Origin of the sequence: Streptomyces venezuelae (genome assembly GCF_008642295.1) — a bacterium.
GTDB classification, from domain to species: domain Bacteria; phylum Actinomycetota; class Actinomycetes; order Streptomycetales; family Streptomycetaceae; genus Streptomyces; species Streptomyces venezuelae_C.
In genome coordinates this window covers 1111234-1128125 of the sequence record NZ_CP029190.1, presented here as the reverse complement: position 1 = coordinate 1128125, position 16892 = coordinate 1111234, and the positions used below count along the sequence as shown (strand labels likewise).

Below are 16892 nucleotides of genomic sequence, written 5' to 3'. Positions count from 1 at the left end.
GCCGGATGATCACGCGCCTGCCGCCGCCGTGGCGGCCTGTTCGTCGTGCTCCCGCAGCATCCGCATGACGGTGGCGGGTGAGGGGTGCTGGCCCCTCTTCGCGCCGGTGGTGATGACGAGGCGCTTGGCGATGTCGCGCAGACTCATCTCCTGGTCGCGCAGGTGGAGGGCCATGGACAGCATGTCGTCGTCGGTGACCCCGGCGCCGCCAATGGTCTTGCCGCGCTTCCGCGCGCTCTCGTGGCCTTCGAGGGTGCGGTCGCGGATGTACTCGCGCTCCATGCCAGACATGGCCGCGAGCACGGTGAACACGATGCCGGACGGGTCGTGCGAGCCCTTCAGTTCTCCGGTGAGGAACTCCAGGCCGACATCGCTCGCTTTCAGCTCCTCGGCGAGCATGGCGAGTTCGATGCCGCGGCCGAGCCGCTTGTGCTCGTGCACGACGAGGGTGACGGCGACGCCGGAGGAGCGGATCTCCCCGGCGAGCTTCACGGCGGCCTCCAGCTCGGGGCGCTTGGTGGCGCGGGTGGAGATCTTCTCCGAGAAGACCCGGGTGACCCCGGCCTCGGCGAGGGAGTCGAGCTGTGCGTCGAGGGACTGCCGGGCGGTCGAGGCGCGGGCGTAGCCGAGGCGGACGTGTCCGACCGGTTCGGCGCCGGCGCGCACGGGCCGGGGCAGTTCGGTCCATGCCGAGCCCGGCTTGCGTACGGCGGGGGTCGGCACGCTGAGCGCCTTGGCGAGTTGGGGCACGAGGCGGAAGCGGGCGGTGTGGTACTGGATGGCCACCTTGCCTTTGCCGGTCCGGCATGGGGAGCCCGCGGGGGCGGCGCAGGTGGACATCGGGCAGTCGTGCGATTCCACGCGCTTGAAGTCGTCGCTCACGACCCCGGACTGTTTCATGAGGCTGTTTCAGATGTCCAGGCGTTTGCAACAACTCATGAAACATGATCGGCGCAGGTGGACGGCCGCCCGGCCGGGTGTTTCATGAGCGACCACCTATGAAACACGGGCGCGTCCCGCATCGGCACGTGCGGGAAGGCCGTTGCGCTCCTTGGCACCCGGTCGGCTGGCCCACCCGGCCAGCGCGGGTGCTGAGCCTGGCCGGGGGCAGCTGGGTCACCACTGGGCGATGAGCGGCGCGTCCGGTTCGTGCTGCCGCCAGGCTTCGGTGAGACGGGCGAGGCGGTTGGGGGCGGCGATGCCGTGCATGGTTGCGATCTTGCCGTTGACGATGTCGAACATCGTGGAGCCGACGACCTGGTCGCCGAGCACGAAGAGGATGGCGGGGGCTCCGTTGACGAGCGCGTAGTGCACGGCGGGCGTGCCGCCAGCCATCCGCCGCTTCGCGTCTGTGGGTTTGAAGCCGGCCCGTACGACGGCGGCGATGCGCTGCGGAGTGTCGTACCGCAGCAGCGTCTTGGCCAGGCCGCCGGCGCCGTCGGAGACCGCGGTCGCGTCGTCGGTGAGCAGCGCCACCAGCCGTTCGGTGCGGCCCGAGGTGGCCGCGGCGAGGAATTCCTCGACGATCCTGCGGGCGGACGCGGGGTCGACTTCGGCGCCACCGCTGCGGGCGGCGGTGATGCGGCGCCGGGCCCGGTGGAGGTGCTGCTGGCTCGCGGACTCGGTGATGTCGAGGATCTCGGCGACCTCGGCGTGGCCGTAGGCGAACGCCTCGCGCAGGACGTAGACCGCCCGTTCGACGGGGGATAGGCGCTCCATGAGCGTCAGCAGGGCAAGGGAGACCGATTCGCGTTGCTCGAAGGTGTCGGCCGGGCCGAGCATCGGGTCGCCGTCGAGGAGCGGTTCGGGCAGCCAGGCACCGGCGGTGCGTTCGCGGCGGGCTTGTGCCGAGCGGAGCCGGTCCAGGCACAGGTTGGTGACGACCTTGGTCAGCCACGCCTCCGGTACCTTGATCCGCTGTCGGTCCGCGGCCTGCCAGTGCAAGAACGCATCCTGCACCGCGTCTTCGGCGTCGGTGGCGGAGCCCAGCAGCCGGTACGCCAGCGAGGCCAGCCGGCTGCGGCTGGCCTCGAACCGGCTTGTGTCGAAGAGGTCCACCGCGGTGCTGTCCATGCGGGCCACCCTAAGACGCTCCGTTTCCCGTGGTGCGGGTACCTCCCGCAGTCGGCAAGTGCTGTGGGGGGTCAGACGGTCACGGGCAGGGCCGGCCGTGCTGCGGGGTCTGCCGTCGTGGCGGTGGAACGGCGGAGGTTGCCGGCCAGGCACAGTGCCAGACCGAGCGTGAACCACGTCGCCAGGACGGTGGCGGCGGCGGTGGCCCCGTGGCCGTCGAAGAAGGCGGTGGAGCGCAGCAGCCGGCCGCCGGCCCCGGGCGGTAGCAGTTGGCCGAGGCTGCCGGACCAGCCGGGCAGCATCTCGGGTGCGGTCGCGGTGCCCGAGAGGGGGTTGCCGATGAGCATCATGGTGGCGGCGCCGAGGCCAAAGCCGGCGTACCCGAGCAGGGATTCGAGACCGAGGATGGTCAGGGATATGGCCGCGATGGTCAGGGCGACGGCGCCGGAGTTGGCCCAGTAGGAGCCGTCGAGTGAGCCGAGCCAGAACTGCAGGATTGCTGTTGCGGCGAGTCCGCCGGTGAGGGCGAAGGAGAGTGCTCCGGTGACGCGGTGGACGCTGCCGTGGACGAGCCTGCTCAGCAGCAGGGCGGCGAGCAGGCCGCCCATGACCAGCGGTAGGGCTCCGGCGGCCAGTCCGGCGCCGCGCGGGTCGTCGGCCGGCAGCGGTACGAGGTCGCGGGCGGCGACAGCGGTGCCGGGTCCCCGGGCCTGGCTGAGGCCGGTCGCGATGGTGTTCAGGGTCTGGGCGACGGCGATACTCCCGGCTGATGCGGTGATGACCTGTGGGCTGCCGGAGCTCAGGTCGATCGCCCCGTACACCTTGCGGTCGCGGATCAGCTGTTCGGTGGCGGTGGTGTCGGCGACCTCGGTGACCTTGAAGCCGTCGGGAAGCCGTTGGTCGAGTACGGGAGTGATCCGCTTGACGGCGGCAGGGGGCCCGGCGACGGCGATCGGCACGTCATGCACCGATGAGCGTACCGACGGCCAGGCGAAGGCGGTGAGCAGCAGGCTGATGGTCACCGTGAGCAAGGCGACCGCCCTGACCACTGTCGGCCAGGGGGAGGGCGACGCGTCGGCTGCGGTCGCGGCCTGAGCGGACATGACTTCTCCTTCGGAGGAGGGAGTTCATCACTGGGGAGAGGGGTTTCGGATCCGACGCGTCCACGCCGGAACACGGGCCCGAGCCCGGGTGGATTGCCGTATTGACCAGTGAGGTGGGGGCGCGGCTACGCGATCGCCTTCTCGGCGGGGGACGCGTCCGGCGCGGCGGCCAGGTGGTGCTTGCGCTTGGGCAGGCCGAAGGTCGGGTGCTCGGTGGCCCACAGAGACATCCTGACGATGCCCGCCTTGATCCGTGCGGCCTTCCGGCCACCCATGTACTTGGGCTTCGCCTGCCCCTGGTCGTCGACCATCTGCAGGATCCCGTCCCGCCGCCCGAGGCTGATGTGGTTCCCGACGTACTCCAGCTTGGTGTTGGCGATCTCGCGCCCGGTCAGGCGTCCCACGATCGCGTCCACGGCCTGTCGGCCCGTGTAGCCGGCCGAGGCGCAGGACATCGGCAGCGGCTGGCCGTTGTTGCCGATGGCGTAGGTGCTGTCGCCGGCGGCGTAGACGTTCGGGTGCGAGACCGACCGCATGGTGCGGTCGACGACGATCCGGCCGTCCTCGGTGACCTCCAGCCCGCTCGCGGCGGCGATGGGGCTGACCGCGAACCCGGCCGTCCACACAGTTGCGTCGGACGCCAGGGCGGTGCCGTCGGCGCACAGCACCCGCGCCGTTTCGACGGCTTCGACGCTGGTGTGTTCCAAGACGGTGATGCCAAGCCGGTCGCAGGTCTGGCGCAGGTGGCTGCGGGCTCCGGCGGAGAGCGGGGCGCCCAGCTCTCCGCGTGCGACCAGCGTCACCGACAGGCCGGGCCGGGATTCGGCGATCTCGGTGGCGGTCTCGATGCCGGTCAGCCCGTCGCCGACGACCAGGGCGCTCCCGCCTGCGTCCCGCTTGCTCAGGCTGTCCAGGCGCTCGCGCAGGCGCAGCGCGGAGGGCCGAGTGGCGACGTCGAAGGCATGCTCGGCCACGCCGGGGACACCGTGGTCCGCGCCGTGGCTGCCGAGCGCGTAGAGGAGCGTGTCGTAGCCGAGCTCGCCGCCGCCGTCGGCATCGGCCACGGCGACGACCTGGCGTTCGGGGTCGATGGTGGTGACACGGGCCCGGCGCAGCCGTACCGCCGTGCCCGCGAAGACGTCGGCGAGCTGCGGGGCCTCGATCTCCTGGCCGGCCGCGAGCTGGTGCAGCCGCAGCCGCTGGACGAAGTCCGGCTCGGCGTTGACCACGGTGATCTCGGTGTCTGCCGGCGACAGCCGACGGGCCAGGGTCCCGGCCACGTAGCTCCCGGCGTAGCCGGCGCCGAGGACGACGATGCGGTGCTTCATGTCTCGCTCCTGTCGTTTCGCTTGCCTTCGGTGACTTGAGCGGGACAGCGACCCGATTCCTGACAGGAACCGGATGTGACGTGGGTCACGGAGCGATAGTGGGCACTGTGAGGCCGGTTCGCGGGGCCGGTCGCATGGTCGACGTACCCCGGAGCCCGTCAGCGTGTCTGGGTGCGTGATCGGTCGGCGGCGCTGGCAGCTGTGCGGGGGCGCGGAACGACGACAACCGGCCCCAGGTCAATCCGGGCGTCCATGTCCAGGCGGAAGGTTCCGTACGGGTTGACGTTGGACCAGAACAGCGCGGTCAGGCCGCGTCGATCCTCGTCGCTGAGCTTCTTCGACCAGGCTGGTTCGGCCAGGACCTGCTGCATCAGCAGGGTGTTGACGTGCACGAGCGCGGACTGGAGCAGGTGCAGGGCGAGCATCGAGGTCTCTGCATGCTCCTTGTCGGGGCCGGTCAGGACTCCGTCCTTGCCGTAGTGCAGCACGGTGTTGGCGCTGTTCCAGTTCTCCACGACCTGGAGCCCGCCGTGGATCTCCCGGCGCAGGCCGGGGCTGGCGAGGTAGTCGCAGGCGAAGACCGTTCGCACCGCGCGGCCGAGTTCTTCGAGGGCCTGGTCGGTGGGGTGCTTGGGGCCGCCGCGGGTGAAGCGCCGCAGCACCTGCTCGGCCTCCGCCGTTCCGAGCCGGAGGGCGGTCGCGTACTTCACCATCTGGTCGTACTGCTGCTCGACCAGCTCCCAGCGGATCGGCCGCGTCAGCGAAGCGCCGAGGGCAGGCCAGCCGGGCGGGGTGTCGTCCGGGCGGTACAGGCGGATGCTGCCGATGTTCTTCAGCCGCGGCAGCAGGCGGAAATTGAGCAGTTCGGTGAAGGCGAACCCGACTACCGAGGCGCCGTGCGTGTCAACGTACTGGGACTCGATCTCGGCGTCGGTGCAGTGCCGCAGCAGGCCCTCGATCATCGCCGCGACCTCGGACGACGAACAGGACTTGAGCTGGGAGTAGATGCAGAGGTTCTTCCGTTCGACGTGCCAGTAGATCATCACGCCGTTGCCGCCGTAGCGGGCGTGGTACTCGGTCATGAAGTTCGAGGACCAGGACCCGAACTTCTTCGAGTCCGACGCGCAGGCCGTGCCCTGTCCCCACCATGCGGTGTCGCGGGCGGCGAATGTGCCGTTCACCAGCCTGGTGACGGCGGCCCGGAGGTTGTCGACGGTGATGAAGTGCCGGCGCACGTGCCGCAGGGCGGCTTCGCTCTCGCCGTGCTCGCCGGTGGCCACGATGGCGCGGATGCCCATGTTCGTGCCCAGCGCGAAGAGGGCCAGCAGGAGGCGGCGCTGGAGGACGTCCCGGTCGATGCGCTCGTAGGCGGCCACCGAGGAGAACTCCTCGGTGAAGCCGGTCAGAAAGTCGGAGTTCTTCAGCACGTCCAGGAGGTCCAGGACGCCCCACCGGCGTACGACCTCGTCCTTCAGCGCCTGGAGGCCGGTGGGCTCGTCCAGCGGCTCCAGCTTCGGCACGGTGATCCACGGCTCGCCCTTGCGGGTGGTGACCTTCACCCCGCCCGCTGAGCCGTCCGCGAGTGAGGCGGAGAGCCGGTCCAGGCCCGCGGTCATGCGCTTCTTCAGGTCTGCGATGAACGCCCTCGGGTTCAGCGGCTGGCGGATCGCGGCGTAGTGCACAGCGCGGGTGGCCTCGAAGTCGCCTGGCAGGTCGTCCTCCGGATTTCGCCAGCGGGCGGCGCCCTCGGCGTAGATCTCGCGGCGGCGGACCGCGTCCCGCAGGGCGACCAGGACGCACAGCTCGTAGGGGATGCGCTCGACCTTGCCCTTGTCGTCGACGACCGCCTCGCGCCAGTCCTTACGCACCACGCCGTCCATCGGCACCACGTCCGTGGCGTCGTAGAAGCGGGTCTTGCCGTCGACGTCGGCGTACTTCCTCAGCAGCTTCATCGCGTCCATCACCGGCCGGTAGGCGGTGTTGTTGCACTTGAAGCCCAGGGTGTTCAGCAGCGGCGGCAGCATCTGCCGGTAGTACGAGCTGTACGACGACCGGAGCGTGGTGCGGACCTTGGCCTTGAAGATCTTCTCGTTCGCCTTCGCCTCGGCCACCAGTTCCCGCAGTGTCTTCTCCCCGACCACCGGGAACAAGGCCCGGCGTACGACCTCGTCGGGCTTGTCGACGGCGGCCGTCGCCAGCTTGAAGAGGATGCCCTCCTTGCCGCGGACCTTCTTCAGCTCGGCGGTGAGCTGCTTCTCCACCCTCCGCTCGGCGCGTGCGTTGATCTTGTGGACCAGTGCAACCAGCAGGTCGACCAGGGCGTCGGTGATCTCCGCCTGCCGGGACGAGCACAGCGTCGCGAGCAGGGTGATCCGTACGTCCTCCGCCGTGTCGCGGAAGTCCGAGGGGTACATCTTGATCGCCCGTGCCCGCCAGGCGGCCACCAGCTTCTCCGAGCAGTCCGTGAACAGCCCGTCGGGCAACCCGAGCTTGCGCACGTCGTTGAGCTTGGTGACTCCGTGAGCAGGGAGTCCAAGCCGACCGCGCCCGGGTCGCGCTTGAGCGCGGCCAGCAGCGCGGTACCCGCCTCGTTGTCCTCGATCACGAGGGACAGCAGCCGAGCCGTGCCTGCCTCGCCGAGGCGGCCGATCGTGCGGGCGCAGAATGTCTTCTCCCACTTGCCCCGCGCCGCGACGAGGACCTTCTCGACCCGGGTCCGGCCCGGCGGCTCGATCTTCCGGGCCCGACACTCGGCCAGCGTCTTCTCGTCCGCGACCGTCGAGGGCCGGAAGCCCAGGGCCTCACGGATCTGCTTGCGGTGGTACTCGGCAGTCCGGCCGACCAGCGTGTACTTCGCGAAGTCGCCGGCCGGGACCTTCACCAGATCTGCGACGTACTCCACCGCGGCCGGCGGGACCTCCTCCAGCACATCGGGGAACCGGCCCTCCAGCTCGAAGAACTTCAGCAAGAGGCTGAAGCCGAGCCGGGTCGTCCCGCTTTTGTTCGCCACCAGGTCCCAGTCACCGTCTACCAGCGTCCAGTTCGCCAACAGCTCCTCTGGCGACCACTCTTGCCGCACGCCCGCCCCTTTGGCCTCGATCACTCGATCAGACCAACGACGGCGCCCAGGAGGGGGAAACGGGGCTCGTCCGGCTACCCGCGACCTAGTTTGCGGCTGGTGTCTGAGCTAGGACTCCAGGGCCGACACGTCCTGATCGCCGGCATCGTCAGAGCCATGGCCGCCACCGCCCTGAGCGCGATCGACGCGCACCAGCCCGCCCCCTCCAAGATCATCCCACCTGCGACCAGGTGTTACGGGAGAACCTCCAGCGACCCTTTGATCGATCCATCGTGGGGGGCAACGTCGCACATACCCCGGGGAAGATCACCCGCTTGCCCTCAACCGCACTTGAGGTCATACGGTCTCGGCATGACCTGCACGGTGTGCGGGCTCCACGCTGAAGTACCTGGAGGGGACATCCCATGACGACCCAGCAGATCTCCGACGCCGAACTCGCCGGACAGCCCGCTGCGTACTGGACCGGTGTCGCCTACGAGGCGCTCATCTCGTACACACGGGCCCGGATGACCGAGAAGGGCTACACCCAGCCCCAGTTCTGGCTGCTGCGCAATCTGTCGGTGAACGACATCTCGCCCGACGGTGAGGGGATGACCCTGCCCGAGCTGCGGGAGGCCATGGTCTCCTACATCCGTCCCGAAGACGATCTGGCGGTGGAGGCCGAGGGGCTCCTGGAACGCGGCTGGCTGACCCGGGACGCCGAGGACCGGCTGTGGCTCACCGCGGAGGGGGAACAGGCCCGCGTCGACCTGGCCCGCAACGCCCCAGCGATCCGCGCCGCCCTCCACGAGGGCATCGACGACGCCGACTACGTCACCACACTGAAGGTGCTCCAGCGACTGATTCGCAACGCAGGCGGGACGGTCGCCTGACAGATCGCGAGCGCGGGGCAAAGCGCCCCGGGCCCTGGTCAGTTCGTGGCAGGTCAGCCGTCGTTGTCGCGCAGCGTGGGGCGTTGCCGTCCAACCCGCCCTGATACGCCAAGCACTGTGACCGCATCTCCAACACGTCTGGGGCCGGACGAGCAAACTACGCGGCGTGGTGCCGTGGTGCCGTGGTGCGGTTGGCGCCGGCGGCGACCTGCTCGTCGAAGGAGCGCTTCAGCGGTGACGCCGAGAGTCCGGGCAGCGCGCGGGCCGCGTCCTTACGGGACAGGCAGGCCAGCGGGCCCATCTCGGTGGGGATGTCCCGCAAGGGGATCCAGGAGGTGACGACGGCGGGGGAGTCGAGCGGGTAGTGGTCGCTGTCCCGGTGCCAGGGAGTGCGCCCGCAACCCGGCTCCTTGGAGAGGATGTTGTCGTGGTACAGCCGCACCGCCCCAACCCCGAGTAGCTGCGCCGCGATGTCGCCGAGCCTTCGCGACAGCGCGACGCTCCGCATCAGCGGGTCGGCCGGCCACAGTTGCTCCAGAGCGAGGAACCGGCCGGGATGGTGCGGACCGTGTGCGGCCTCCAGTAACCGGTCCGCGCGCTGCGCCGGCGCCGCGACCACCGCGGGTGTGAGCACATCGGGAAGGCGCACGAAGCTGTGGCGGCCGAAGAAGGCGAGGGATTCCTCGGCCAGGGGATACGGAGCGGCAAGGGCCGCCTCGACCTCGTGGTCGGACGCCGCCCGCACGGGCGCGGGCTGCGGGGCGCGGGCCGGCTGCGTCGGGTCGGCTTCAGCATCGGCGGCCAGCGTCATGTACCAGTCCCACCACTGCTGATCGTCCCCCGCCCACCGGCCCGGTATCCCAGCTCCTTCGTCCTGCTGCTCATGCTGGTCCTGCGCTCGCATGGCACTTCCTTTCGGGCACCGAAGCCGTCGTCCAGCCGCCGCGGGGGCAGCGGGACCTCGATCCCTGCCCGAAGGGCATCGGCCCATGCCCGCCCGGGGAGAAGCAGGACCGCCTCAGACCACCGAGAGCAGGTCCACCACGAAGACGAGCGTGGAACCCGCCGGGATCAAAGGCGAGGGGGACTGCTTGCCGTAGCCGAGGCGCGGAGGAATGGTGATCTCTCGGCGACCGCCGACCTTCATCCCCCTGAGTCCCCGGTCCAGGCCCTTGATGGCCCTGCCGCCACCCACGGCGAACTTGAACGGCTCGCCCCGGTCCCAGGAGGCGTCGAACTCCACTCCGGACTCGAAGGTGACCCCGACGTAGTGAATCCGTACCACCCTGCCCGGCTTTGCCTCGGGACCGTCCCCGAGGACGAGGTCCCGGACGGTCAGCTCCTGGGGAGCATCGCCCTCCGGACGTTCGATCCGGGGCTTCGTCGGTTCACTCATCGCAGCTCACCACTCTCCACATCGGACCAGGAGAAGGCGGCGATCCGCCAGCCCTCCGGGGTGCGGACGAACTGGATGGTCTTGGTGCCGCCGCCCTCGAACGGCTCGCCGTCCAGGATCCCCGACTTGGCGTACTCGCCGAACCGGGAGGCGATGTCGCCGGCGATCTCGGTCCGCTCCGAGGTCTCCCACTCGGCGAACTCGACCAGCCGGCCGCTGCCGAGCAGCTGCCGGCGGGGCTCGATGAACCCGTCCACGGTGTAGACCGTGAAATCGGAGCCGGTCTTGACGATCACACCCCCCGGGATGACCAGCCGGCGAAGCCGGTCCAGGTCGGCGGGCTTACCGCCGCGGTTGTCGAAGGCGCCGAAGAACTCGGCGGTCAGCACGTCGATTTCGGTCTTGGACATGGCGCGACGGTAACACCGCGAGGGTGGGGCGGGGCGGGGTGGAATCAGTGTTCGGGGGCCATGTCGTAGGTGATCCACATGGTCCGGGTCGCCAGCTGGTCGTACTTCGACCGGGCCCGGTAGTTGTCGTCGGCCGTGATCCATCGGACCACGCTCCAGCCGCGCTCGGCGGCGAGCTCGCGCAGGGCGGCGAGCAGCAGGTCGGACGCGCCCGTACCGCGGTGTTCCGGCGCCACGAACAGGTCGTCGAGGTAGCAGCCGACGGCCGCGGCGAGCGGTCGTGCGAAGGGGCGGTAGTGGGCCAGGCCGACGAGGCGGCCCGCCTCGTCCTCGGCCACCAGGGCGTTCACCTCGTGGCCGGGGTCGGTCACCCAGGACCACACCAGCGCGGCGGCGGCCTCGGTCTGTTCCACCCGGTAGAACTCGGCGTAGCCGCGGTACAGCGGGCGCCACTGGGCGAAATCCTCCGGCCGGGCGGCGCGGACCGTGATCTGGGACATGTGAGGGAACTCCTGCGGTAGGAACAGTCGGACATCGGATATGGGGCATTGGGCAGGGGCGGGCGGGCCTGCCCTGGAACCGATCATGCCCGATCGTGTCTGATCATGCCCGGGGCGGCCCCGGGGGCCCTGGGGGTGGCCGGTCGCCGCCCGGCGCTCGTCCGGTGGCCCGGGGCGCAATCGGGCTGTCGTACGAGCGCTCCTTCGGGAGCGGGAAGCACCCCGGTGAAGTTCCCCAACTGGCCACCAGGGCCGGGAGCGTGCGGACTAGCGTGGGTACTCGGTGATCAACACCGGGTTCCGGAACCGCGCCGGGGTCCGGCCCCACGTACCGAGGACGCCGATGTCCGGACTCCGCGCCGCCGCCCGCCACACCTCGTCGAGACACGCCGCCTCCGGACCCGGACGGCAGATACGGCCCCAGCTCCTGCGGGCGGCCCTGCTCCCCACCCTGGCCGCCGGGCTCAGCGGCGCCGCCGCCGTGATCTTCACCCTGCAACTGGGCGGCGGCGCCGGTGACCGGGACGCCCGGCTCTGGCCGGTCCTGGCCGGCTGCGGGCTGCTGGTGGCCGCCGCGCTGGCCGCCGCGCTGCTGGGGGCCCAGCGCGCCGCGAAGACCGTACGCGACCGCTGTGAGGCGCTGCGCCGGTCCAGCAGCCGGGGCCGGCAGGAACTGCGGACGACGGCGGAGCTTCTCGAGCGCGGCGGGACCCCGGACCGGCCCGCCCGGCCCGCCCGCGCGGGAACCGCCCGGCCGACCGGTGGGGCAGCCGCCGCCGCGGACGAATTCTGGCTGCTGGCACAGGAGTTGCGCGGTGCCCGGGACCATGCCCAGGCCGTTCTGGTCCGGCTGGCCGGTCCGGAGGCCCGGCCGCCCGGCGGCGACCACCGGGTGGAGGTCTTCGTCAACCTCGCCCGCCGGCTCCAGTCGCTGGTACACCGCGAGATCTCGCTGCTGGACGAGCTCGAGGACACGGTCGAGGACCCGGACCTGCTCAAGGAACTGTTCCACGTCGACCACCTGGCCACCCGGATCCGGCGGCACGCGGAGAACCTGGCGGTCCTCGGCGGGGCCGCGTCCCGCCGGCAGTGGACCCGGCCGATCGACCTGAGCGAGGTGCTGCGGTCCTCGGTCGCCGAGGTGGAGCAGTACACCCGGGTGAAGGTGGTGCCCCCGGCGGGCGGCACCGTCCGCGGGCACGCCGTCGCGGACGTGGTGCACCTGCTGGCCGAACTCGTAGAGAACGCCACGGTGTTCTCCGCCCCCGACACCGATGTGACGCTGCGGGCGGAGCGGGTGACGGCAGGGATCGCGGTGGAGGTGGAGGACCGCGGGCTGGGGATGCCGCCGGAGGAACAGCACCGGATGAACGCGCTGCTCGGCGACCCAGACCAGATCAATGTCCGGCACCTGCTGGCGGACGGCCGGATCGGCCTGTTCGTGGTCTCGGCACTGGCCCGGCGGCACGGCATCGCGGTCGAGCTCAAGTCCAACATCTACGGCGGGGTGCTGGCCGTACTGGTCCTGCCGCAGGAACTGCTGGGGGCGGAGCCCGCCGAAGCCGCCGCGGGGACCTCCCGGCCGGTCACCACCGCACCGCTGACTGCGCCGTCGACGCCGTCGACGCCGTCGACGCTGTCCACGCTGTCCACGCCGGCCACGCCGGCCACGCCGGCCACGCCGGCCACGCCGGCCACGCCGGCCACGCCGTCTCCGCTGCCCCCGCTGGTCCCGGTACGGGTGTCCGGGCCGCCTCCCCCGGCACCCGGGCCCGGCGCCGCGGACCGTGCGCCCTCCGACGGCGGCCCGGGGGAGCGGTTCCCCGTACGGGTGCCAGCCCCCGCGGAACCGGTCCGGCCCGAGCCGGCGGAAGAGGCGGCCCGGCCGCCCCTGCCGCGGCGCCGGGCGCAGGCCCACCTCGCGCCGGAACTCCGCCGGACACCCGCCCCCCGGCCCGCCGCGGTCCCCGGCGAGGCGGAGCCCGTACACGACCCCGGACTCATGGCCGCCTTCCAGCGCGGCTTCGGTCGCGCCCAGTCCGAGAACCCGTGAACCGTCCTGATGTCGATCCCACCGATTGAGGAGCGCCTCCCATGACCGTCGAAGCGACGACCACGAGCCACGCGAGCCGGACCGGACCGCTGCCCGAGCCCGCCGAATACGGCACGTCGTCCGTTATGCCGTCCGGAGTGTCATCCGGGCGTCCGGGCACCCGGCTGTCCGACCTGGACTGGCTGCTGAGCGGTCTGGTCCAGCGCGTCCCGTACACCCGCAGCGCCGTCCTGCTCACCGCCGACGGCCTGGTCACCTGCGTCCACGGGCTCGACGCGGACAGCGCCGACCACATGGCGGCGCTGGCCTCCGGCCTCTACTCGCTCGGCCGCAGCGCCGGAGCCCGGTTCGCCGACGGGGCCGAGGTCCGGCAGGTCGTGGTGGAGCTGGACGCCGCGCTCGTCTTCGTCTCGGCCGCCGGCTCCGGCACCTGTCTGGCGGTGCTCGCCGACCGCGCGGCCGATGCCGGCGTGCTCGGCTATGAGATGGCCATGCTGGTCAAGAGCGTGCGCCCCTATCTGGCGGCCCCGCCCCGACACCGGGCCGCCGCCACGACCGGGCCATGAGGGCCATGGGCACCATGCGGACCCGCCCGCCCGGTGCCGGCCGCCGGGACACCCCCTGGCTGGACGCCACGGCGGGCCGGGTGATGCGCCCGTACACGGCCAGCGGCGGCCGGACCCGCCCGACCGTGGCCCTCGACCTGCTCTCCCTGGTCACCGCGACCGGGGTACGCCCCCGGCCGCCCCTCGGCGCCGACCACACCCTCGCCCTCCGGCTCTGCGCGGGCGCCGCGACGGTCACCGTCGCCGAGGTGGCCGCCCAGCTGAGACTGCCCGCGGTGGTGGCCAAAGTCCTGCTGTCGGATCTGGTGCAGGCCGGTGCGGTGACCGCCCGGGCCCCCCATTTCCCGGACCGCCCGGCCGATGACCAGTCCCTCCTGAGAGCGGTGCTCGATGGCCTGCGCAGAAGACTCTGACACCCTCCCCACGACCCTGAAGGTCCTGGTCGCGGGCGGGTTCGGGGCGGGCAAGACGACCTTCGTGGGCGCGGTCAGCGAGATCGAACCACTGTGTACGGAGGAACTGCTCAGCGGGTTCGGCGCCGCGGACGACCCTCTCGACGGAGTCGAGGCCAAGACCACCACCACGGTGGCCCTGGACTTCGGCCGGATCACCCTCGACGACCGCCATGTCCTGTACCTCTTCGGCACGCCCGGGCAGGAGCGCTTCTGGTTCCTGTGGGAGGAGCTGTGCGCGGGCGCGCTGGGAGCGGTGGTCCTGGCCGACACGCGGCGGCTGGCCGACTGCTTCCCGGCGGTCGACTTCTTCGAACGGCGCGGCATCGGCTTCGTCGTCGCGGTCAACGAGTTCGACGGCGGGTACCGCTACTCCGCCGAGGAGGTGCGCGAGGCGGTCGGCCTGGCGCCGGACGTGCCGGTCGTCCGGTGCGACGCACGGCTCACCGGTTCCGGTACGGGCGCCCTCGCGGCCCTCGTCCACCATCTGCTGTCCACGGCCACAGCCACGGCCACGGCCAGAGTCACAGTCACGGCCCAGGGGGAACGGGAAGCATGACGTACTACGAGTCGACCGGACATCTGCTGCTCACCCCGGTGGACCGGGAGGCACCGTCCCGGGTCCTGCGGCTGCGGGAACTGGGCCTGGGAGAGCGGTCCGACGCCGAACTCGACGCCTTCGCACGCCGGATCGCGGAGACCGCCGGAGCACCGTACGCCGGGGTCAACTTCATCGGGGAGGAACGGCAGTTCTTCGCTGGCCTGCACCACGGCCCGGAGGCCCCGGCCCGCGGCTATCCGGCCCGGGTATTGGCGCGCGACCACGGCTACTGCCCGTACGTGGTGGCGCGGCGGCGGGCGCTGGTCCTGGAGGACGTACGGGACTTCGCGCGGTTCGCGGGAAACGCGGTGGTGGACGAGAGCGGGGTGCGCTCCTACCTGGGCGCGCCGCTGACCGACCGGCGGGGCATCGTCCTGGGGACGGTGTGCGCGGTGGACACGGTGCCGCGGCGGTGGGGGACCGAGGGCCTGGCCACGATCAAGGTCCTCGCCGCGGAACTGGTCGACCGGATCCACCGGCGGGAGGACAGCGGGGGAGGGTGGTGAGGGGCGGCTGTCGGTGCCGGGGGCTACGGTGGCGGTGAGGACGAGGGTGGCCGGGAGAGGAGCGTTCACCATGCCGATCACCGCGGAGGACGTCCGTGAGATCGCGCTGTCCCTGCCCGACAGCAGCGAGAAGCTGTCCTGGGGCATGCCGACCTTCCGGGTGGCCGGGAAGGTGTTCGCCGCCCTCGGGGAGGACGACACGACGGTCGGGTTCAAGTGCCCCAGGGAGGAGCGGGCGGAACTGATCGCCGCCGAGCCCGCCAAGTTCTTCCTCCGCGCGGGCCACGACGACAACTACGCCTGGCTGCGAGCCCGGTTGGCGGCCCTGGACGACCGCGCGGAGCTCCGGGCCATCCTGGCGGACGCATGGCGGCAGGCCGCCCCGAAACGGCTGGCGGAAGCCCACCCAAACCTGGGCACCCCCGCCTGAGCCGCCGGGGCACCCGCAGACCCCGGTCCCGTACCCCGGCCGGAAAGCCGCGCGCGACCACCGGGTGAAGTGCGGTATTGTTTCCCTGCGCGTCCGGCCAGGGGAAAGCCCAGGTCAGAGGCGCATCGGGACGTGGCGCAGCTTGGTAGCGCACTTGACTGGGGGTCAAGGGGTCGCAGGTTCAAATCCTGTCGTCCCGACTTTGCTTCTTGCAGGTCGGAGGCCGTTCTCTCATCCATGAGAGGGCGGCCTTTTCCGTGCCCGGAGTCCTGGTGGTCGCCGTGTGGTCGCACACCCGGTGCGGGGCTGGTTCGCCATGATGCTGTACGCGGGCGGGGCGGGGGAGTGGAGCCGGTGGAGGGCCTCGCGGAGGCGTTGGATGTGGTCGCGTGGTGGTCGCAGCCATGCCGGGCGGTCTGCATGCGTGCTGGCCCTCTCGGCTCTGGTCAGCGTGTGGTCGATGGTGTCGACGGCTTCGCGGGCGGCTTGTTGGGTGAGGTGGCTGTAGATGTTTGCGGTGGTCGAGAGGGTGGAGTGCCGCAGCGTCTTGGAGACCACGGTGAGCGGGACGCCGGCGGTGATGGTGATGGTGGCGGCCAGGTGCCGCAGGTCGTGAACGGTCACCCGGGGTACGCCAGCTTCTTTGGAGAGTTGCCGGAGCCCGGTCGAGGACGGTGTGGGGTCGCAGCGGTCGGCCGTCGGGTCTGCAGAAGACGAGTCCGGTGAATGGATCGCTGGGGTCGCTGTGGCGGCGGGCCCTTGACCGGGCCCGGTGCTCGAGTGCGGTGGCGACGCGGGGTGAGACGGCTACCCAGTTCCGACTGGTACGGGTCTTGGGCGTGGTGATGACGAGGTGGTTGTTGTCGATCGCGGAGAGCGTGCACCGTACATAGAGGACACGCTCGGCCAGGTGGACGTCGTCCCAGTGCAGACCGAGGGCCTCTCCTTTGCGCATGCCGGTGCCGATGAGGAACTCGAACAGGTCGGCGATGTCTGGGTCTGCCTCGTGGCAGTGCTGGAGGAAGCGGACGGCCTCGTCCGCGGTCCAGATCCGGCGCTCTGGCGACGGTGGACGGTGAAGTGCCGGGGGACTGGCGGGGTTGTGGGCGAGGCGATGCTGGCGGACCGCGTCACCGAGAGCGCTGGAGAGGGTGGCCAGGCAACGGTAGAGGGTGGTCTTGCCGCGGCCGGCGGCGAGCTCGCCGGTGACGAACGCGGCGATGTGCCGGTGCCCGAGCTCGTCCAGCTTCAGGGTCCCGAAGGCCGGGACGAGATCGTTGTGGACGTAGTCCCGGTAACGCGCCATGGTGGTGGGCTTGAGCACGAGGGCCTTGGCGGCGAGCCAGGCGGTCAGGTAGGCGGCGACGCTCTGGTTCGGGTCGGCGTTGAACCCGCCGGCCTCGCCCTCCAGGAACCTCCGCAGCGCCCCCTCGGCCGCGTCGTGGCTGACGAAGCCGCCCCGGCGGACGGTCGTCCGGCGGCGGCGCGGTGCCGGGACGTCGACGGCGAAGGTCCACGTCCCG

The 16892-nt window shown here is 71.3% G+C and carries 17 protein-coding genes, 1 tRNA gene and 2 pseudogenes; 8 read left to right on the top strand and 12 right to left on the bottom strand.

Annotated elements, in window-relative coordinates:
- Positions 1 to 9: 9 nt before the first annotated feature.
- The 6 genes and pseudogenes from DEJ50_RS05050 to DEJ50_RS34455 all read right to left on the bottom strand — a co-directional run.
- Positions 10 to 882: a recombinase family protein gene (locus DEJ50_RS05050; RefSeq protein WP_223837604.1), complete on the bottom strand. Its 873-nt coding sequence runs from the start codon at positions 880 to 882 to the stop codon at positions 10 to 12.
- Positions 883 to 1116: 234 nt separating this feature from the next.
- The gene (locus tag DEJ50_RS05045; RefSeq protein ID WP_190344291.1) at positions 1117 to 2073 is read right to left on the bottom strand and encodes a sigma-70 family RNA polymerase sigma factor; all 957 of its coding nucleotides are present in this window, start codon (positions 2071 to 2073) and stop codon (positions 1117 to 1119) included.
- 71 nt (positions 2074 to 2144) lie between these two features.
- The gene (locus tag DEJ50_RS05040) at positions 2145 to 3176 is read right to left on the bottom strand and encodes a hypothetical protein (protein ID WP_150206304.1); all 1032 of its coding nucleotides are present in this window, start codon (positions 3174 to 3176) and stop codon (positions 2145 to 2147) included.
- A gap of 125 nt (positions 3177 to 3301) precedes the next feature.
- A complete protein-coding gene (locus tag DEJ50_RS05035; RefSeq protein ID WP_150206302.1) occupies positions 3302 to 4504 on the bottom strand; it encodes an NAD(P)/FAD-dependent oxidoreductase in 1203 nt (400 codons plus the stop codon).
- Positions 4505 to 4662: 158 nt separating this feature from the next.
- Positions 4663 to 7002 (bottom strand): Tn3 family transposase, encoded by a 2340-nt coding sequence (locus DEJ50_RS05030; RefSeq protein ID WP_263399176.1) that lies wholly within the window; start codon positions 7000 to 7002, stop codon positions 4663 to 4665.
- A gap of 314 nt (positions 7003 to 7316) precedes the next feature.
- Positions 7317 to 7583 (bottom strand): annotated as a pseudogene (locus DEJ50_RS34455) (DUF4158 domain-containing protein); the annotation flags it as partial.
- 404 nt (positions 7584 to 7987) lie between these two features.
- Here DEJ50_RS34455 and DEJ50_RS05025 point away from each other — a divergent pair.
- Positions 7988 to 8455: a MarR family winged helix-turn-helix transcriptional regulator gene (locus tag DEJ50_RS05025; RefSeq protein ID WP_150206300.1), complete on the top strand. Its 468-nt coding sequence runs from the start codon at positions 7988 to 7990 to the stop codon at positions 8453 to 8455.
- A 157-nt stretch (positions 8456 to 8612) separates the two neighbouring features.
- On the opposite strand, the gene DEJ50_RS05020 is transcribed toward DEJ50_RS05025, so the two are convergent.
- The 4 genes from DEJ50_RS05020 to DEJ50_RS05005 form a co-directional block, all read right to left on the bottom strand.
- Positions 8613 to 9359, bottom strand: a complete 747-nt coding sequence (locus DEJ50_RS05020; protein ID WP_190344289.1) for a phytanoyl-CoA dioxygenase family protein — start codon at positions 9357 to 9359, stop codon at positions 8613 to 8615.
- Between the two features lie 114 nt (positions 9360 to 9473).
- Positions 9474 to 9851 (bottom strand): FKBP-type peptidyl-prolyl cis-trans isomerase, encoded by a 378-nt coding sequence (locus tag DEJ50_RS05015; RefSeq protein WP_150206297.1) that lies wholly within the window; start codon positions 9849 to 9851, stop codon positions 9474 to 9476.
- On the bottom strand, positions 9848 to 10261 hold the full coding sequence (locus DEJ50_RS05010; protein WP_150206295.1) for a DUF4440 domain-containing protein: 414 nt from the start codon (positions 10259 to 10261) through the stop codon (positions 9848 to 9850). Before DEJ50_RS05010 ends, DEJ50_RS05015 begins: the two co-directional genes overlap by 4 nt.
- A 44-nt stretch (positions 10262 to 10305) precedes the next feature.
- Entirely contained in the window at positions 10306 to 10761 is a 456-nt protein-coding gene (locus tag DEJ50_RS05005) for a GNAT family N-acetyltransferase (RefSeq protein ID WP_150206293.1), read from the bottom strand.
- A 343-nt stretch (positions 10762 to 11104) separates the two neighbouring features.
- On the opposite strand from DEJ50_RS05005, the gene DEJ50_RS05000 reads away from it, so the two are divergent.
- From DEJ50_RS05000 to DEJ50_RS04970, 7 genes are all read left to right on the top strand, one after another.
- On the top strand, positions 11105 to 12814 hold the full coding sequence (locus DEJ50_RS05000; RefSeq protein WP_150206291.1) for an ATP-binding protein: 1710 nt from the start codon (positions 11105 to 11107) through the stop codon (positions 12812 to 12814).
- A 125-nt stretch (positions 12815 to 12939) separates the two neighbouring features.
- Positions 12940 to 13380 (top strand): roadblock/LC7 domain-containing protein, encoded by a 441-nt coding sequence (locus tag DEJ50_RS04995; RefSeq protein ID WP_150211916.1) that lies wholly within the window; start codon positions 12940 to 12942, stop codon positions 13378 to 13380.
- Positions 13381 to 13385: 5 nt separating this feature from the next.
- The gene (locus DEJ50_RS04990) at positions 13386 to 13793 is read left to right on the top strand and encodes a DUF742 domain-containing protein (RefSeq protein WP_223838072.1); all 408 of its coding nucleotides are present in this window, start codon (positions 13386 to 13388) and stop codon (positions 13791 to 13793) included.
- The gene (locus tag DEJ50_RS04985) at positions 13771 to 14391 is read left to right on the top strand and encodes a GTP-binding protein (protein ID WP_150206290.1); all 621 of its coding nucleotides are present in this window, start codon (positions 13771 to 13773) and stop codon (positions 14389 to 14391) included. The genes DEJ50_RS04990 and DEJ50_RS04985 overlap by 23 nt, the downstream gene beginning before the upstream one ends.
- Positions 14388 to 14939 (top strand): GAF domain-containing protein, encoded by a 552-nt coding sequence (locus DEJ50_RS04980; protein ID WP_150206288.1) that lies wholly within the window; start codon positions 14388 to 14390, stop codon positions 14937 to 14939. The genes DEJ50_RS04985 and DEJ50_RS04980 overlap by 4 nt, the downstream gene beginning before the upstream one ends.
- Before the next feature lie 70 nt (positions 14940 to 15009).
- The gene (locus DEJ50_RS04975; RefSeq protein WP_150206286.1) at positions 15010 to 15369 is read left to right on the top strand and encodes an MmcQ/YjbR family DNA-binding protein; all 360 of its coding nucleotides are present in this window, start codon (positions 15010 to 15012) and stop codon (positions 15367 to 15369) included.
- A gap of 126 nt (positions 15370 to 15495) precedes the next feature.
- Positions 15496 to 15569 (top strand) — tRNA-Pro (locus DEJ50_RS04970).
- Positions 15570 to 15600: 31 nt separating this feature from the next.
- Here DEJ50_RS04970 and DEJ50_RS35165 read toward each other — a convergent pair.
- Entirely contained in the window at positions 15601 to 15993 is a 393-nt protein-coding gene (locus DEJ50_RS35165; protein WP_263399175.1) for a tyrosine-type recombinase/integrase, read from the bottom strand.
- 103 nt (positions 15994 to 16096) lie between these two features.
- Positions 16097 to 16675, bottom strand: a pseudogene (gene xerC / locus DEJ50_RS35560) (tyrosine recombinase XerC); the annotation flags it as partial.
- Between the last annotated feature and the right edge of the window lie 217 nt (positions 16676 to 16892).

Bases quoted from the DNA above. Each gene is read 5' to 3' on its own strand.
- DEJ50_RS05015 (WP_150206297.1), bottom strand. From the start codon at position 9,851: ATGAGTGAACCGACGAAGCCCCGGATCGAACGTCCGGAGGGCGATGCT.
- DEJ50_RS05005 (WP_150206293.1), bottom strand. From the start codon at position 10,761: ATGTCCCAGATCACGGTCCGCGCCGCCCGGCCGGAGGATTTCGCCCAG.
- DEJ50_RS04985 (WP_150206290.1), top strand. From the start codon at position 13,771: ATGGCCTGCGCAGAAGACTCTGACACCCTCCCCACGACCCTGAAGGTC.
- DEJ50_RS04995 (WP_150211916.1), top strand. From the start codon at position 12,940: ATGCCGTCCGGAGTGTCATCCGGGCGTCCGGGCACCCGGCTGTCCGAC.
- DEJ50_RS04975 (WP_150206286.1), top strand. From the start codon at position 15,010: ATGCCGATCACCGCGGAGGACGTCCGTGAGATCGCGCTGTCCCTGCCC.
- DEJ50_RS04990 (WP_223838072.1), top strand. From the start codon at position 13,386: ATGGGCACCATGCGGACCCGCCCGCCCGGTGCCGGCCGCCGGGACACC.
- DEJ50_RS05010 (WP_150206295.1), bottom strand. From the start codon at position 10,261: ATGTCCAAGACCGAAATCGACGTGCTGACCGCCGAGTTCTTCGGCGCC.
- DEJ50_RS04980 (WP_150206288.1), top strand. From the start codon at position 14,388: ATGACGTACTACGAGTCGACCGGACATCTGCTGCTCACCCCGGTGGAC.
- DEJ50_RS05045 (WP_190344291.1), bottom strand. From the start codon at position 2,073: ATGGACAGCACCGCGGTGGACCTCTTCGACACAAGCCGGTTCGAGGCC.
- DEJ50_RS05020 (WP_190344289.1), bottom strand. From the start codon at position 9,359: ATGCGAGCGCAGGACCAGCATGAGCAGCAGGACGAAGGAGCTGGGATA.
- DEJ50_RS05035 (WP_150206302.1), bottom strand. From the start codon at position 4,504: ATGAAGCACCGCATCGTCGTCCTCGGCGCCGGCTACGCCGGGAGCTAC.
- DEJ50_RS05025 (WP_150206300.1), top strand. From the start codon at position 7,988: ATGACGACCCAGCAGATCTCCGACGCCGAACTCGCCGGACAGCCCGCT.
- DEJ50_RS05040 (WP_150206304.1), bottom strand. From the start codon at position 3,176: ATGTCCGCTCAGGCCGCGACCGCAGCCGACGCGTCGCCCTCCCCCTGG.
- DEJ50_RS05000 (WP_150206291.1), top strand. From the start codon at position 11,105: ATGTCCGGACTCCGCGCCGCCGCCCGCCACACCTCGTCGAGACACGCC.